Below are 14,329 nucleotides of genomic sequence, written 5' to 3' on the forward strand. Positions count from 1 at the left end.
GTCGGTCGAGGCGGGCTAGCGTGGAGTCATGCCTTATCCCGGGGTTCTCGCCAACCGCTACCAATTGCGGGGGACGCTGGGCCACGGCGGTATGGCGGAGGTCCGCGACGCGTGGGACGCCCAATTGCAGCGTCCGGTGGCCGTCAAACTGCTTCATGCGCCGCTGAGTGCACAGCCAGACTTCCGGCGCCGCTTCGAGGTCGAGGCCCGCGCCGCGGCCGGCCTGAACCATCCGCACGTTGTCGCCGTCCACGACTACGGCGAGCAGGACGGCACCCCGTACATCGTCATGGAGCGGCTACCGGGACGCACCCTGGCGGACGCGATCGCCGCGGGTCCGCTGCCGCTGCCGCAGGTTCGGTCGGTGCTCGACGACGTGCTCTCGGCACTGGCGATGGCCCACGCGGCCGGCATCCTGCATCGCGACATCAAGCCGGGCAACATTCTGCTGGCCGATTCGGGAGCGGCGAAGATCGCCGACTTCGGCATCGCCAAGAGCGCCGAATCCAGCCACACCACCGCCGGCCAGGTCGTGGGGACGATGGGTTATCTCAGCGCCGATCGCCTCTCTGGGCATCCGGCGACCGTCGCCGACGATCTGTACGCCGTCGGTGTCGTCGGGTACGAGGCGCTCACCGGCCGGCGGCCTTTTCCGCAGGACAATCTGGTGGCGCTCGCCCGCGCTGTCTCGGAGGGACATCCGGTACCGCTGCGCGTGTTGCGGCCCGACGTCGACCCGGCCCTGGCGGTGGTCGTCGAACGCGCGATGGCGCGTGACCCGCGGGTGCGCTTCGGCGGTGCCGACGAGATGCGTGCGGCGTTGCACGGTGCTGTGCCCGCCGGTCGTCCTCCGACGCTGGTGCTGGGGCAGCCGCTGCCGGACCCGACGACGTCGTTGCTGCCGGTCGCCGCGCCGCGGCGCCGCTCGCGACTGCTGCTCTGGGGTGCGGCCGCCATCGTGGTGCTGGTGACGGTCGTCGCGGTGATCGTCGACGCCGCGTCACGGCCGTCGACGCCGGCGCCGGTCGGGACGAGCACGCCTGAGCCGACCCCGACGTCCACGTCGGCCCCGGTTTCGACTCCGCCACAGCCGGTCGATGACGCACCGCCGCCCAACGGTCATGGCAACGGAAAAGGCAAGGGCCACAACAAACATTGACGACGCGGTGATTGGCGGCGGGATGAGTCCGACGGTACATTGGTTCCTGAATACAGAAAATGATGTACCGTCAACCGTATGGCGACACTGCAGCACACTGACGCCCTGGCGCGGTTCGGCCATGCCCTGTCCGATCCGACGCGCACCCGAATCCTCCTGAGCCTGAACAAGGTTCCCGGGTACCCGTCGGACCTGGCCGACCAGCTGGGCGTCTCCCGGCAGATCCTCTCCAACCACCTCACCTGCCTGCGGGGCTGCGGTCTGGTGGTGACGGTGCCGGAAGGCCGTCGGATGCGATACGAGCTGGCGGACCGCCGGATCGGCCGGGCCCTGGACGACCTCATGGGACTGGTGCTCGCGGTCGACCCCGACTGCGTGTGCGTCGGCGCCGACGGCGAGCCGTGCGGGTGCACCTGATGACACTCACCGACGTGCGCCGCGGTCAGCTGGCGCGGCGCATCAGGTGGCTGGTCGCGGCGACCATCTCCTACAACGTCATCGAGGCCGTCGTGGCGCTGTCGGAAGGCACACGGGTGTCGTCGGCGGCGTTGGTCGGCTTCGGCCTGGATTCGGTGATCGAGGTGTCCTCGGCCGCCGCGGTCGCCTGGCAATTCGCGGGCGCCGACCCGGAAGCCCGCGAGAAGACCGCACTGCGCGTCATCGCGTTCTCGTTCTTCGCGCTGGCCGCCTACGTGACGATCGACGCGATCCGTGCCCTGCTGGGCTTCGGTGAAGCCCAGCACTCGACCATCGGCATCGTGCTGGCGGTGGCGAGCCTCATCGTCATGCCGGTGCTGTCTTATACGCAGCGCCGGGCCGGCCGGGAGCTCGGATCTCGTTCGGCGGTGGCCGATTCCAAGCAGACGCTGCTGTGCACCTACCTGTCGGCCGTGCTGTTGATCGGCCTACTGGTGAATTCCATCCTCGGCTGGTCCTGGGCCGACCCGATCGCCGCACTGGTGATCGCGGGCATTGCGGTCAAAGAAGGCGTCAATGCGTGGCGGGGCGACGCCTGCTGTGCCTCGTGCGGATGACGCTCAGTCGTCGTGTACTGCCAGATCCCGCTTGAGCACCTTGCCGGTGGGGTTGCGCGGCAGCTCGTCGAGGAACACCACCTCGCGCGGCACCTTGTAGCGGGCGAGGTTGTCCTTGACGAACTGTTTGACCTCCGCCTCCGACACCTCGGTGCCCTTGACGGTGACGACGAAGGCGCGCAGGCGTTTTCCGAATTCCTCGTCGTCGACGCCGATCGCAGAGGCTTCCACGATGGCGGGGTGGGTGACCAGCAGTTCCTCGACCTCGGCCGGGAAGACGTTCTCTCCGCCGGAGACGATCATGTCGTCGTCGCGGCCGTCGATGTACAGCCGACCCTCGTCGTCGAAGTGCCCGACGTCGCCGCTGGCCATCAGGCCGTCGATGAACTCCTTGGTGCCGCCGCCGGTGTAGCCCTCGAATTGTGTTGCCGCGCCGACGAATATCCGGCCCGTTCCGGGGGTGGGCACCTCGTGGCCGTTGTCATCGAAGATTTTGATCCGGCAACCGAGCATCGGCTTGCCGACCGAGGTGGGTGCTTCGCGGATGTCGGACGGCGTCGCCATGGTCGCGAGCGCCACTTCCGTTGAGCCGTAGAGGTTGTAGACCACCTCACCGAGCAGGTCCTGTGCCGCGGTGGCGACGGCGGCCGGCAGCTGGGAGCCGGCGCAGAAGATCGCGCGCAGGCTGGTGGTGTCGTAGCTGCGGACGGCGTCGTCGCCGAGGCCCATCACCCGCTGCAGCATTACCGGCACGACGCACACCGTGGTGGCCTTGTGTCGCTCGATGTCGGCGACCAGCTGCTCGGCCTCGAACTTGCGGCGCAGCACCAACTTCGAGCCGAGGGCGATCGTCATGATCGCGATCAGCAGGCCGGTGCCGTGGAACAGCGGCGGCCCGATGATGGTGGCTTCGCGAGCCCGCATCGGCAGCCGCTCCAACAGTCCGCCCGGCAGGATGAAGCTGCGCGGCTCGGCGCGCGGTGCACCCTTGGGCGTGCCCGTCGTCCCGCTGGTCAGCAGGATGATCCGGCCCTGCTTGGCCGGCGCCGGCGGCGCCTTGGGTGATGCATCGGCCGCCAGGGCGTCGAGATCGTCACTCGCGCTGTCGATATCGGCGACGAACGTGCCGTGCCTGGCTTCGATGTCCGCGACGAGATCGGTGAATTCGACGTCGTGCACCAGCAGGTCGACGGCTTCGCGGTTCGCGACCTCGGCCGCCTGGCGGGCCGAGAACGCCGTGTTGAGCCATACCGCGTTGACGCCGGCGCGGGATGCGGCGAACGCCACGATCAGCGGACCGCGGTGATTGCGACAGAGGATGCCGACGGTGTCGCCGGGGGCCAGGCGAGCGCGAAATGCGTTGGCGATCCGGTTGACTGCCTCGTCGAACTCGGCGTAGGTGAGTTCGCCTCGTTCGTCGGCGATCGCCGGAAACGCGCCGTGCCGGATCGCGGCGATGCGCGGTGCGGCCCCGAACGGCCCGTAGGTGTCGAGTGCCGCCAGGACCTGCACCAACCGGTGCGGCAGATCGACGCCGATGGCGCCGGCCCGCACCAATGCCACGAGGGCGCGGGTTTCGAGGCCGGCGCGCCGGGCGGGCTCGGCAAGCAGTGAGTTCATGTCCATCAGAGTCCTCTTCTATTCGGCCACAACGGATTCGGGCGCCTCAGCCGGTGCCGCCTGGGCAGCGGCGGACTCGCCGAACATCGAGTAGACCTTGTTCCGCACCAGGTCGAACGGACGCGGGCTGAGGGCGTCGGTGAGGGCCGTCAGCTGTCCGGACGGCGGGCTCAGCCGGCGCGGCCGGTGCATGATCGCGTCGCACAGCGTGGCCGCGGCCTGCTCGGGCGTCAGGGTGGGGAAGCGGTCGTACATCTTGGTCGGGGCGATCATCGCAGTGCGCACCAACGGCATGTGCACCGTGGTGAACGTGATGTTCTCCGACACCGTCTCACCTTGCAACGTGTCGCACAGTCCGTCCAGTGCCGACTTGCTGGCGATGTAGGCGCCGAAACGCGGCAGCTTCGTCTGCACGCCGATGGAGGACACATTGATGATGTGCCCGAAGCCGCGCTCACGCATGCCCGGCGTGAACTTCAGGATCAGCTGGACCGGCGCGAAGTAGTTCAGCTGCATGGTCCGCTGGTAGTCGTGCATCCGGTCGTGCGACAGCTCCAGTGAGCGGCGGATGGAGCGGCCGGCGTTGTTGATCAGGATGTCGACGTGACCCAGGTCGGCCAGCACCTGGTCGGCCATGGCGCCGATGGCGTCGAGGTCGCTCAGGTCGCAGGGGTAGACGTGCGCGGTGCCGCCGTCGGCGCGGATGTCGTCGGCGACGCGCTCCAGGTTCTCCCGGGTCCGGGCCACCAGCACGACCTCGCCGCCGGCCGCGCCGATGCGGCGGGCGGTGGTCTCACCGATACCGGCCGAGGCGCCGGTGATCACGACGACCTTGCCCGCGACGGCGTCTTCGAGGGTGTAGCCGGTGAGGGCGTCGACCACGGTCTGCAGATAGATCGGGCGGGTCTTGATGGGCGTGTTCATGACACTTGCGAACACGGCGAGCGGCTTGGCGCTGACGGCGGCGACGGGCTTGGTCGCCAGTGCGGTGATGTCGGAGAGGTTCATGGCAGGGGTCCGTTCTCGGGTTTCGGTTGGTTTCAGCCCAGGGCCCGGCGGGCCAGGCGCAGGGCGGGCAGCAGCAGGGCGTGGGGAGTGATGGAGCCGGTGATGGCCATGAGCTTCACGACGGTGCCGGGGATCACCTGGCGGGCGCCGGCCTGCATGCCGTCGACGGCCTGGGTCGCAACGTCTGCGGGGGAGACCTGAGCGGGCCGCAGGCTGAACTCATGTGCGGAGGCGACCTCGGCCCATTCGGTCGGGACCGGCCCGGGGCACAGCGCGGTGCAGGAGACGCCGGTGCCGCGCAGCTCCTCGTGGACGGCTTCCGAGAACGAGTTGACGAACGCCTTCGATGCGCCGTAGGTCGCCATCGACGGCATGGGCTGGAACGCGACGACGGAGGCGACGTTGAGGACGGCGCCGGCGCCGCGCTCGACCATGCCGGGCAGTACGGCGTGCGTGAGTTCCTGCACCGCAACAACATTGACCTCGACCTGCTCGCGCTCGCGGTCCATCGGCAGGGTGTGGAAGGCGCCGCTGGTGCCGAAACCCGCGTTGTTGATGAGGCCGGCGACGGGCCGGGTGCGCAGTTCCTCGGTGAGCGTCTGACGCTGCGTGGCGTCGGCCAGGTCGCACGGCCGCACCGTCACGCCGACGCCGTGGTCGGCGCGCAGCTCGTCGGCAAGGGCGTCGAGCCGGTCCAGGCGACGGGCGACGAGGAGGAGGGCGTAGCCGCGGGCGGCGAGCACGCGGGCCAGTTCGGTTCCGATTCCGGAGGAGGCGCCAGTGATGACGACCTCGGTGGTGCCATCGGGCTTCGGCAGGGTCATGTGGCTCTCATTTCCTAGTGACGTGTGACTGTGCCAGTAACACTGGCACAGTGTGAATGTTGGTGTCTATACTTCGTGGAATGACAGATGTCACAGTCGAGGAATTCACCATCGACGAACTGGCCGCTCGCACCGGCACGACCGTGCGCACCATTCGCTTCTACAACGAGAGCGGCCTGCTGCCGCCCGCCGAGCGGCGCGGTCGTCTCGCGTATTACGGTGCGCCGCATCGCATTCGGCTTGAGCTGGTGCAACAGCTGCAACAGCACGGCTACACGCTGGCCGCCATCACCAAGGTGCTGGCGCGGCTACCCGAAGGCGCGACGGCCCATGACCTCGCGGTGCGTGCGGCACTTCTCACACCGTGGAGCCCCGCCGAGGACGAGACCGTCGACCTACGCGAACTCGAGCAGCGCGCCGGTCTGTCGCTGGATGACCGGGCCCTCGACACGCTCGAAGCTTTGGGGGCGATTCGACGATTGGATGACGGCCGTTTCAGCGTCCGGCAGTCGGTCTTGGGCGCCGCCATGAACCTGCGCGACACCAACGTGCCGGCCGAGGATGTCCGGCGCCTGGCCGGCGTCGTCGACAGGCACATCGACGCCCTCGCCAATGAGGTGACGGACGTCGTGTTCAGCCGGATTCGCGAGGCCGACGACCCCAACGTGTACCTCGCGCGGATCGCCAAGGTGGTGCCCAACCTGCGGCCGCTGGCCGCGCAGATGATGGCCGACCGGTTCACCGCGGCGATCAGTCAGGCGGTGCAGGAACGCGTGGTGGAACTGGAGATCCCGGCGAAGTAGGCGTTACTTCCGCCGGAGCTGGCAGGTCGCCTGGGTAGTGGCGACGACGGTGCCGTCCGCGTCGGTCACGACCGCTTCCACGACGTACTCCGACTTACCGTTCTGCGTGGCCTCGGCTTCGATCCGCGCGATGTCCTCGTCGCTGAGCTCTGCTTGTGCCCGCACATCGGATTTCGCCGGTGCTTTGTACTTGATCGACATGTCCTTGACCAGGGGATAGAACTGGCTCTGGTCGAATGCGATGAGGGCGAGAATCCCGCCGAGTACCTCGGCGACGGTGAACAGCACTCCGGCGTACATCACGCCAAAGTGGTTGCCGTTCCCCGCGATTGGGGCCGTCGTCGCGGCGAAGCCCGGGCGGACCTCGACGACTCGGACGCCCAGGCCGTGGGCGGAGGGGATGGTGGTCGCGAACATCGAGTTCATGAACTCGAGCTGGGCGGCGTCGGCGTTGTTCGTCACGTCGCCAGACTATCCATCACGCTTAGTACGGCTACTGATTTTGTGGGTTTGTGGTGCCCCCACCAGGGCTCGAACCTGGGACCTGCGGATTCGCGGACGCGGTTCAGTCACGCAACCGACCGCTGCGTCGCCGATCGTTTGAGAACACGTTTCGAGTAGCCCTCTACTCATACTCGTGAGCCGGATCTGCGTGAGTCTTACGTCAGGCCAGAGCTCCTGCAGAGAGGCGCCGACATGTCCGAGCTCCTTGATGAACTTTCCACGACGTGCCGGCTTTGTCGCCGGTTGCATATCGACTGCGATGTCTGCCCTTGCGTTCAGCGCCTTGGACATTGGGTCATCGAAGGATGCGATCACTGCAGAACCCGAGACGACACGTCAGGGGCCAACTCCGCGATGGCGGCCGGTTGAGAGGTTGGGCGCCCGGCCGAGCGCCTCAAGGATCAGGATTCTTGAGCACCCACCGCCGCAAGACATATAGGGGCCGCGGGATGGTGCACTCGCAGGTAGCGGCGGTGCGGGACGGCGTGATTTCCGAACGAATTAACGTCGATTGGTTGACACTTTGGTGCCCCCACCAGGGCTCGAACCTGGGACCTGCGGATTAAAAGTCCGTAGCTCTACCGACTGAGCTATAGGGGCGTGGGAGAAAGGATACTGCGTCCCGCGCGGCCGCTTCGCCGGGTAGGTGGTTGAGCGGCGGTTGGTGGTCTGAAGTGCCGATTTGGGCCGTGGGGCGGTCGTGCCCTAAGCTATCGAAGCTCCCAACGGAAACGTTGAGAGTGCCCCCGAAGAGATTCGGATTGGCCCCCATCGTTTAGTGGCCTAGGACGCCGCCCTTTCACGGCGGTAGCACGGGTTCGAATCCCGTTGGGGGTACGCAACGCGAAAGCGAAGCAATGCAGTACGTAAGGCCCTGTGGCGCAGTTGGTTAGCGCGCCGCCCTGTCACGGCGGAGGTCGCGGGTTCGAGTCCCGTCAGGGTCGCCAGAACGGCGAGGCAACTTGCCCTTCCGGCCAGGTAGCTCAGTTGGTACGAGCGTCCGCCTGAAAAGCGGAAGGTCGCCGGTTCGATCCCGGCCCTGGCCACTTCAAGAAACCCCAGCTAGTTGGTGGTTTCGTTACCCTGTTCCAGCTCATCGTCAAGGGTTGGTTGCCCACCCAAGTGGGCCAATGGTGGGCCATCTTGCTGCGTGTTAGCGGTATTCGTTCGATGTGCAAGCGTGTCGAGTGCGTCGGCTACGGCGTCGAGGTCATGGTCGTACAGGTCTGCGTAAGTGTGTGCGGTGACGGTGATGGAAGCGTGCCCGAGAGTCTTCTGCAAGAGACGTAGGTCTGCGCCAGCGGAGCGTGCCAGCGACGCATATGTGTGGCGGAGATCGTGGATGCGTAAGTCCGGGCGGTTGATCTGCTTCTTAGCCTTCGCCCAAGCCACGTCGCGGACCCAGTTCTCCCGACGTAAAAGCGAGCCGTTGGGCGAAGTGAACGCCGGCTCCTCGCCGGCACGGCCACCGATGCGTGTTTTCAACAGATCGATGACCTTGTTTGGGATCGGGACCGTTCGTGTGCCGGCTTTCGACTTCGGCGCACCCTCTACCAGCTTGCCGCCGACGGCCGTGATGGAACGGCGGACTCGGATACGCCGCGCTGCCAGATCGACGTCCGACACACGCAGGCCGGTCAGCTCACCCCACCGCAGCCCGGTGTAGGCCAAGACGGTCACTATGTCGCCCTGCGGGCCGCAGAGCGTGGCGAGCTGGTCGACTTCATTGGCAGTCAGGTACACATGCTCGCGTTCTCGGAGCGCCGGGAAAGTCGTCCCAGCGCACGGGTTGCGGACGATCCAGCTCTCATCGAGTGCGTAGGCCAGAACCATCCGCAGTACAGAGTGCCGCCAGCGCAGCGTCCGCGGGCCCACTTCATCGGCCATTCCATTCACCCATGCCTGCACCGAATGCCTGTCCACCTGGGTTACCGACCACACACCGAAATGGGGCTGCACCGCAAGGCGGTAACAATCCATGTAGCCACGGCGAACCTTCGCCGTCAGATCAGCACGTGAGGCCAGCCAGCGCTGGTAGGCGTACTCGACAGTGATCGCCGCGCCCCGTTTCGGATCGACGACGATTCCACGTGAATGGGACGCGATGACCTCAGCTTCGAACGTGCGTGCCTCGGCTGCCGAGCGGAACACTTTCCGACGTTTGAGCCGGCCTGATAGCGTCCCGGGGAGTGGTGGACTTCGGATCTGGCGTGGTTCACGCGTTGTGATCAACGAGTCATGGTGAACGCTAGGCGATTTGGTGTTGTTTGGCAAGTGCTGCCGCGGCGTGTTTGGCGGCGATCACGGCGCGTAGTTCGTCCATGGAGACATCGGAGAGGTAGCGGCGGGTGACCTGCCACTCGTCGTGGGATTCGATGACCACCGCGGTGGCCAGGCGAAGGAACGCCGCCGGATTGGGGAAGATCTCCACGACATCGGCCCGACGCTTGATCTCTTTATTCAGACGCTCTATCGGATTATTCGACCAGATCTTCTGCCAATGCGCCTTCGGGAACGCAGTGAACGCCAACACGTCGGTCTTGGCCTCGCCCATCATCGCGGCCACCTTCGGGAACGACGCGGCCAGGGTGTCGGCGACCCGGTCCCACTGCGCGGCGACCTCGTCGGGTTCGGTGTGAGCGAAGATGGTCTTGACCGCCGCGGTAACCGCCGGGGCGTGTTTGGCCGATACCGCGGTATGCAGGTTCCGCATGAAATGCACCCGGCACCGCTGCCACGATGAGTTCGTGAACTGCTGTGCCACAGCGACTTTCAACCCAGCGTGCGCATCGGAGATGACCAGGTGCACCCCCGATAGGCCGCGCGCCTTAAGCGAGGCGAGGAACTCGCGCCAGAACTCGAACGACTCGCTGTCACCGACCGCGGTGCCCAGCACCTCACGGGTGCCGTCGATCGACACGCCGGTCGCGACCACCAGGGCCTGGGAGACCACGTGCGCCCCCACGCGGACCTTGCAGAAGGTGGCATCGCAGAACACGTAGGGGAAGCTGGTGTGGGTCAGCGAGCGTTCCCGAAACGCTGTGATCTCGCGGTCCAGGCCGGCGCAGATCCGCGACACCTCCGACTTGGACACCCCGGTCTGCACGCCCATCGCCGTCACCAGGTCATCGACGCTGCGGGTGGACACCCCGTGCACGTAGGCCTCCATGATGACCGCGTGCAGCGCCTTGTCGATACGCCGGCGGGGTTCCAGCAGCGACGGGAAGAACGATCCCGCCCGTAGCTTGGGGATCTGCACCTCGATGTCCCCGGCGGTCGTGGAGACGGTCTTGGGGCGGTGCCCGTTGCGGTGCACCGTGCGGCCGTCGCTGCGTTCGTAACGGCCCGCGCCGATCGCCGCGGTGGCCTCGGCCTCGATGAGCTGCTGCAACCCGGAACGGATCAACTCGGCGAACACCGCACCCGAGTCAGCGGACTTCAGTGCATCGAGCTGAGCGAGCAGGGCAGAATGGTCAAGGGTCATCGCGCGGTTTCCTTCGGTGAGTCACTTTGGTACGTAACTCACTGACCACTACGCGATGGCCCACCCCAACACCGGCACCGACACGGCCTGAACATCTCCGCCCACCTCAGCCCCGTCCCCGAATTCCCACCACCCCAGGGGACTTAGCCGCCGGCCTGGAACCCGCCACTCGACGCGCCATCGCGGCTCACCATGTGAGGTCAAATATTTGGTGACAGACAAGACCAGCCCCCTACCGCTGCCCACTCACGCGGCAGGCCTCAATCCAGGCCAAGACGTCGCGGCGCAGCCACCGACGTCGGCGCGGACCAAGCTGAACATGCTGCGGACCGTACGACGGCAAACCGAGTTCACGGCGCTGCGCATATTCGTGCAGCGTTGAGACGGAATATGGCACCAAGACGCTGACCTGGTGCGCAGTCAGGAACTCGAAGTCGTCAGCATCACTGGATACTTCACGAATGACACGCATCTACGCGCTCCCTCTTGGCTCCCGCGGGCCCGCTGACGCGGTCCCTTGCGTCTGAACGACGTGGTCCCAAACGAACTCGACAGTCAGAGCGTCGGTAACCCGGCGGTCGATGAAATCTGCCGCGCGATGAAGACTCTCTTCATCGTCGAACGCCAACCGCGCCGTCAGCATGAATTTCCCTATCGTCACTACGTTCTCCTCAACCTGGCGTCGCACAACTGCACGTCGACACGTCTTCTCAGGTCATCTGCGGTATCAGCCAGGGCATGCAGGAACTCAGCGTTCGGGTCGTCCTCGGCTCGCCAGCGCTGGGTGTCCGCATACTCGGCAAGTGCATCGGTGATCACGAATGCCTCGTGGCTGTCACGGTGATTGGCGCTGATGGCCAGTTCGACATGGAACACCTCTTCGTAACCGGTCACTGGTCGTGTCCTCCGCAACGTGGATCGGCAACCAGGCTCGCGTAGAGCGAGGACCACTCGGCGACTGCGCCGTCCGGAACAAACGGAGAACGGATACGTGCAAGGTGACCCATCCCATCGGCGTAGACGGCGAGTCCCTGTGGTGCCGCGACGGGTGTGACGGGCGATTCAGCGGCCGACCACGCGTCGCCCAGCACTGCTTCGGCAGCCTGTCGTGTCGGCACCGAATAGCACAGCTTGATGCCGGCGGAATCTCGGAGCGATGTCGGCAGGTTGTCAGCCGTCGGCTTCTGCGTGGCGAGAATGCATACCAGTCCGGCCGACCGGCCTTGCGACACCAATCTCAGTAGCAGACCGATGATTTCGTCGACGAGTTCACGAGCACATTTACTCGGGTGATAGGCCTTCGACACGAATGCTTGAACCTCGTCGATGCATAGCACGATCAGCGGCATGTCCACTCCCGGGCCCAGGTCCCAAAAGTTCGATGAGCCACGGTGATTCATCATTGTCGCAACTCTGCGTGATCGTTCGGACTCAAGAGAGCGCAGGAGCGTGATCACCGCGTCGAGATCATCGACCGTGCTGATGTACTCGAAGCACCTCGCGGCCAATGGGTTCCAATCGGACCCGCCCTTTCCGTCCACGACGGCAAACTGGACATGTGGCAGTGACGCCCACGCGGCCAGCATCGAACGCAGCGACCCGGTCTTGCCGGACCCCGGCTGGCCACCGACGACGACGCCGGCCCGATTGGCAAGGGGCACGTCCACCCAGAGTCCACCCTCAGCAACCCCAACTCTGAGTGACCAGTCAACAGGTGGCACCGGTCGTGCTAGCACGAGTGAGCCGTGCAGCGGATCGACGGCGGGAGCTGCCTCCGTATGGCGGTGGCTCAGGTCGAGCACGCCAGGTTGAGGTGACGAGAGAATCAGGTCCACGCCGAACAGATGCGGTAGTTCGCCCATCGCCGCTTTCCACGCCATCGCGGTCCCAGGCAGCGGGCGAAACCGGACAGTGTCGACTGTGTCCCCGGAGCGCGCCTCGATCGCGGTCGGTCGCTGGACCGTGCCATCGTTCAACCGGAAGAAGAGGCCTCGACTGATCAGCACATCATCGAAGTCGGTCCGTCGACCGGTCAGTGATTGATGGAGGAGCCTTAGTTGGTGGATTTTGTTGAAAGTGTTTGATGCACTTGACTTTTTGCGCGAAGTCGCGGCGACGGCGAACGCGGTCCCCACGAGTAGCACTATGGGCCAGATGCTGGCGATCAATTTGATGGACATCCATCCAACTCCGACGAGCGCGGGCACGATGAGCAGCGAACCCAGGACTTTGCCGCTGTTCTTCGCGACTGCGAGCGTCAGCGCGCCGATGATGATGCCGACACCGATCATGAGAATGGCAGGTGCTGTTGCGTGGAGTCCAAACCACGAGATGACGCCGAGGGCGATGAGCCCTGTCGACCACAGGACCCCGCTACCGATGTCTGACACCGTTCGTTGCTGATCGTGAGCTGTACGGGCGATCACGATGCGGCTCGCTGCTCACGCACGGCCGATTTCGCGGCCGCGAGCAAATCGGTAGCGGAGCCGATATCGCTCACACCGGTAATGCCCGTGATCGTCGCCCGAGTCGCACCAAAATCACCGCCGCGCACCGTCATTCGCAAGGAACCGGTGATTTCGATCAAGGTCCCAGCCGGCGGAAGGGCACTGGTGAGGGGCTCGGGCGCGATGACCGTCGCACCTTCTACCCATCCCACCAGGCTGCCAGCGACAGTTGCGGGGAATCCGGCCAGCTCCGTGCCGGACGCGTCGGTTTCTACGCCGACGGCGACTCGGGTGCCATCGGCGCGTGTGCTGTAGCGCGACCGCGCCCGGGCAGGTCCCGCCACGACAACTCGAAGCGAATTGCCAAGTGCCAAATCCATTTTCGAACCTTCCTGTGTGGATTCGTGCCGGTTGATCCGGTACTGATCCAACATTTCCAGTCGGTTGGCCCACCGACTAGAGGAAGATGCAAATGTTCGAAACTGCAGTTCAGGGGGTATAAGTCTGCCGTTTCCGGCCAATGACCGGCGTTCCTGGCGGTGCGGATGACAACCAGACCGTGCCGCGATCCGCGGATTCGATCAATTCGGCGATCGTGCGAGTCATGTTGTGAAACGTGGCGAACAAGGTGTTCGTGTCATCGAGCAGTTTGGGAAGTCTTGATGAAACGCCGTTCGAGGCAGCCCACGGTTCCGTGAATCGGCGCCACGACGCCAACGTTGATTGGCGACCGTACTGGCTGCCCCATCGGCCGAGGACCTTCCCGATTTCGGTGGGGGTGGCGCCCGAGGTCGCAAGTCTTCGTGCAAGGCGAGTTCGGTCGCGAGTGGTCAACACCCCGCCGGCCAGTCGCCGCAGTTCTTTCCATGCCGTGTCGGTATCGGAGAAAGCGTAAACGGCGGCCCCTTCCGGGATATGTGCGGTGATCTCGAGCTGGGCTCCGAGTTCGTCGGTCAGCGTGTCGATGTGTGTCTGGACTTGTAAGAGCCAGGGGATATGCACGTCGAGCAGTGATTTGATCTGGCCTCGCGCCGCGTCAAGCGAGTCATCGACGACTTGCCCGCGAAACTGCATGGCCGCCTGCTCGACACATTCGGCCAAAGCCTGGCGGCCAGCCGTTGTTATCGTTTCTGGCTCGCCGCGGAGTGACGGCCCGGCGAAGACCAATCGGCGCAGCATCCCGCGATCTTGAGACTGCCCGAGAGCACTGTCGATGCGCTTGGCGGCGACGCCAGCTCGCAAAGCTTTCGATGTTGCAGTTCGAACTGTCTGGAGACCGCCGGATAGTGTTTCGGAACTCGCGACCACCTGGGCAAGATTGTCGTCCACAGACTGGCCCATGATCGCAGCCTAGCTGCATTCTGCGGGTAGCCGCAGTGAGTGGCGGTCATAAATCGGCACCACCCGGACTTGGTACGTGATAGCGACCGGTGCCGACATCCGCGA

General features: G+C 65.4%; 14 protein-coding genes and 4 tRNA genes. 7 read left to right on the plus strand and 11 right to left on the minus strand.

Features of this window, described 5'->3' with window-relative positions; all coding sequences use genetic code 11:
- The first annotated feature begins 28 nt into the window (after positions 1-28).
- From ACJEIK_RS02875 to ACJEIK_RS02885, 3 genes are all read left to right on the plus strand, one after another.
- Entirely contained in the window at positions 29-1,159 is a 1,131-nt protein-coding gene (locus ACJEIK_RS02875; RefSeq protein WP_267324637.1) for a serine/threonine-protein kinase, read from the plus strand.
- Positions 1,160-1,237: 78 nt separating this feature from the next.
- The gene (locus ACJEIK_RS02880; protein WP_064858780.1) at positions 1,238-1,576 is read left to right on the plus strand and encodes an ArsR/SmtB family transcription factor; all 339 of its coding nucleotides are present in this window, start codon (positions 1,238-1,240) and stop codon (positions 1,574-1,576) included.
- A complete protein-coding gene (locus ACJEIK_RS02885; RefSeq protein ID WP_061006935.1) occupies positions 1,576-2,193 on the plus strand; it encodes a cation transporter in 618 nt (205 codons plus the stop codon). The genes ACJEIK_RS02880 and ACJEIK_RS02885 overlap by 1 nt, the downstream gene beginning before the upstream one ends.
- A gap of 3 nt (positions 2,194-2,196) precedes the next feature.
- Here the strand turns inward: ACJEIK_RS02885 and ACJEIK_RS02890 are convergent, their stop codons facing one another.
- From ACJEIK_RS02890 to ACJEIK_RS02900, 3 genes are read right to left on the minus strand one after another with little or no spacing between them, the layout of a single operon-like run.
- Positions 2,197-3,813 (minus strand): AMP-binding protein, encoded by a 1,617-nt coding sequence (locus tag ACJEIK_RS02890; protein ID WP_267324638.1) that lies wholly within the window; start codon positions 3,811-3,813, stop codon positions 2,197-2,199.
- 18 nt (positions 3,814-3,831) lie between these two features.
- The gene (locus ACJEIK_RS02895) at positions 3,832-4,821 is read right to left on the minus strand and encodes an SDR family NAD(P)-dependent oxidoreductase (protein WP_064858782.1); all 990 of its coding nucleotides are present in this window, start codon (positions 4,819-4,821) and stop codon (positions 3,832-3,834) included.
- A gap of 32 nt (positions 4,822-4,853) precedes the next feature.
- A complete protein-coding gene (locus ACJEIK_RS02900) occupies positions 4,854-5,645 on the minus strand; it encodes an SDR family NAD(P)-dependent oxidoreductase (RefSeq protein WP_064858783.1) in 792 nt (263 codons plus the stop codon).
- Positions 5,646-5,725: 80 nt separating this feature from the next.
- Between ACJEIK_RS02900 and ACJEIK_RS02905 the strand changes: the two genes are divergently transcribed.
- A complete protein-coding gene (locus ACJEIK_RS02905; protein ID WP_064858784.1) occupies positions 5,726-6,448 on the plus strand; it encodes a MerR family transcriptional regulator in 723 nt (240 codons plus the stop codon).
- Positions 6,449-6,451: 3 nt separating this feature from the next.
- On the opposite strand, the gene ACJEIK_RS02910 is transcribed toward ACJEIK_RS02905, so the two are convergent.
- Positions 6,452-6,910 (minus strand): PaaI family thioesterase, encoded by a 459-nt coding sequence (locus ACJEIK_RS02910; protein ID WP_234789634.1) that lies wholly within the window; start codon positions 6,908-6,910, stop codon positions 6,452-6,454.
- Positions 6,911-7,476: 566 nt separating this feature from the next.
- Positions 7,477-7,552: transfer RNA gene (locus ACJEIK_RS02915), tRNA-Lys, on the minus strand.
- Positions 7,553-7,716: 164 nt separating this feature from the next.
- Between ACJEIK_RS02915 and ACJEIK_RS02920 the strand changes: the two genes are divergently transcribed.
- The 3 genes from ACJEIK_RS02920 (at position 7,717) to ACJEIK_RS02930 (ending at position 7,998) form a co-directional block, all read left to right on the plus strand.
- Positions 7,717-7,789 (plus strand) — tRNA-Glu (locus tag ACJEIK_RS02920).
- A 33-nt stretch (positions 7,790-7,822) separates the two neighbouring features.
- Positions 7,823-7,899, plus strand: a tRNA-Asp gene (locus tag ACJEIK_RS02925).
- 25 nt (positions 7,900-7,924) lie between these two features.
- Positions 7,925-7,998 (plus strand) — tRNA-Phe (locus ACJEIK_RS02930).
- A 16-nt stretch (positions 7,999-8,014) separates the two neighbouring features.
- Here the strand turns inward: ACJEIK_RS02930 and ACJEIK_RS02935 are convergent.
- The 6 genes from ACJEIK_RS02935 to ACJEIK_RS02960 all read right to left on the minus strand — a co-directional run bounded on the left by ACJEIK_RS02935 (position 8,015) and on the right by ACJEIK_RS02960 (position 14,224).
- A complete protein-coding gene (locus ACJEIK_RS02935) occupies positions 8,015-9,103 on the minus strand; it encodes a tyrosine-type recombinase/integrase (protein ID WP_409431013.1) in 1,089 nt (362 codons plus the stop codon).
- Between the two features lie 97 nt (positions 9,104-9,200).
- The gene (locus ACJEIK_RS02940; RefSeq protein ID WP_036437208.1) at positions 9,201-10,436 is read right to left on the minus strand and encodes an IS256 family transposase; all 1,236 of its coding nucleotides are present in this window, start codon (positions 10,434-10,436) and stop codon (positions 9,201-9,203) included.
- 660 nt (positions 10,437-11,096) lie between these two features.
- Complete coding sequence (locus ACJEIK_RS02945) at positions 11,097-11,330, minus strand: hypothetical protein (RefSeq protein WP_409431014.1); 234 nt, start codon at positions 11,328-11,330, stop codon at positions 11,097-11,099.
- Positions 11,327-12,862 carry an FtsK/SpoIIIE domain-containing protein gene (locus ACJEIK_RS02950; RefSeq protein ID WP_409431015.1) on the minus strand — a complete coding sequence of 512 codons (1,536 nt, stop codon included), beginning with the start codon at positions 12,860-12,862 and terminating at the stop codon, positions 11,327-11,329. The genes ACJEIK_RS02945 and ACJEIK_RS02950 overlap by 4 nt, the downstream gene beginning before the upstream one ends.
- Positions 12,859-13,317 carry a hypothetical protein gene (locus ACJEIK_RS02955; RefSeq protein ID WP_409431016.1) on the minus strand — a complete coding sequence of 153 codons (459 nt, stop codon included), beginning with the start codon at positions 13,315-13,317 and terminating at the stop codon, positions 12,859-12,861. Before ACJEIK_RS02955 ends, ACJEIK_RS02950 begins: the two co-directional genes overlap by 4 nt.
- 55 nt (positions 13,318-13,372) lie before the next feature.
- Positions 13,373-14,224: a hypothetical protein gene (locus ACJEIK_RS02960; protein ID WP_409431017.1), complete on the minus strand. Its 852-nt coding sequence runs from the start codon at positions 14,222-14,224 to the stop codon at positions 13,373-13,375.
- Positions 14,225-14,329 lie beyond the last annotated feature (105 nt).

It is taken from the genome of Mycobacterium sp. SMC-16 (assembly GCF_046250085.1).
GTDB classification, from domain to species: domain Bacteria; phylum Actinomycetota; class Actinomycetes; order Mycobacteriales; family Mycobacteriaceae; genus Mycobacterium; species Mycobacterium phocaicum.

What these genes read in the sequence shown, in the direction of transcription:
- ACJEIK_RS02875 (WP_267324637.1), top strand. Translation starts at nt 29, where the DNA reads ATGCCTTATCCCGGGGTTCTCGCCAACCGCTACCAATTGCGGGGGACG.
- ACJEIK_RS02880 (WP_064858780.1), top strand. Translation starts at nt 1,238, where the DNA reads ATGGCGACACTGCAGCACACTGACGCCCTGGCGCGGTTCGGCCATGCC.
- ACJEIK_RS02885 (WP_061006935.1), top strand. Translation starts at nt 1,576, where the DNA reads ATGACACTCACCGACGTGCGCCGCGGTCAGCTGGCGCGGCGCATCAGG.
- ACJEIK_RS02890 (WP_267324638.1), bottom strand. Translation starts at nt 3,813, where the DNA reads ATGAACTCACTGCTTGCCGAGCCCGCCCGGCGCGCCGGCCTCGAAACC.
- ACJEIK_RS02895 (WP_064858782.1), bottom strand. Translation starts at nt 4,821, where the DNA reads ATGAACCTCTCCGACATCACCGCACTGGCGACCAAGCCCGTCGCCGCC.
- ACJEIK_RS02900 (WP_064858783.1), bottom strand. Translation starts at nt 5,645, where the DNA reads ATGACCCTGCCGAAGCCCGATGGCACCACCGAGGTCGTCATCACTGGC.
- ACJEIK_RS02905 (WP_064858784.1), top strand. Translation starts at nt 5,726, where the DNA reads ATGACAGATGTCACAGTCGAGGAATTCACCATCGACGAACTGGCCGCT.
- ACJEIK_RS02940 (WP_036437208.1), bottom strand. Translation starts at nt 10,436, where the DNA reads ATGACCCTTGACCATTCTGCCCTGCTCGCTCAGCTCGATGCACTGAAG.
- ACJEIK_RS02955 (WP_409431016.1), bottom strand. Translation starts at nt 13,317, where the DNA reads ATGTTGGATCAGTACCGGATCAACCGGCACGAATCCACACAGGAAGGT.
- ACJEIK_RS02960 (WP_409431017.1), bottom strand. Translation starts at nt 14,224, where the DNA reads ATGGGCCAGTCTGTGGACGACAATCTTGCCCAGGTGGTCGCGAGTTCC.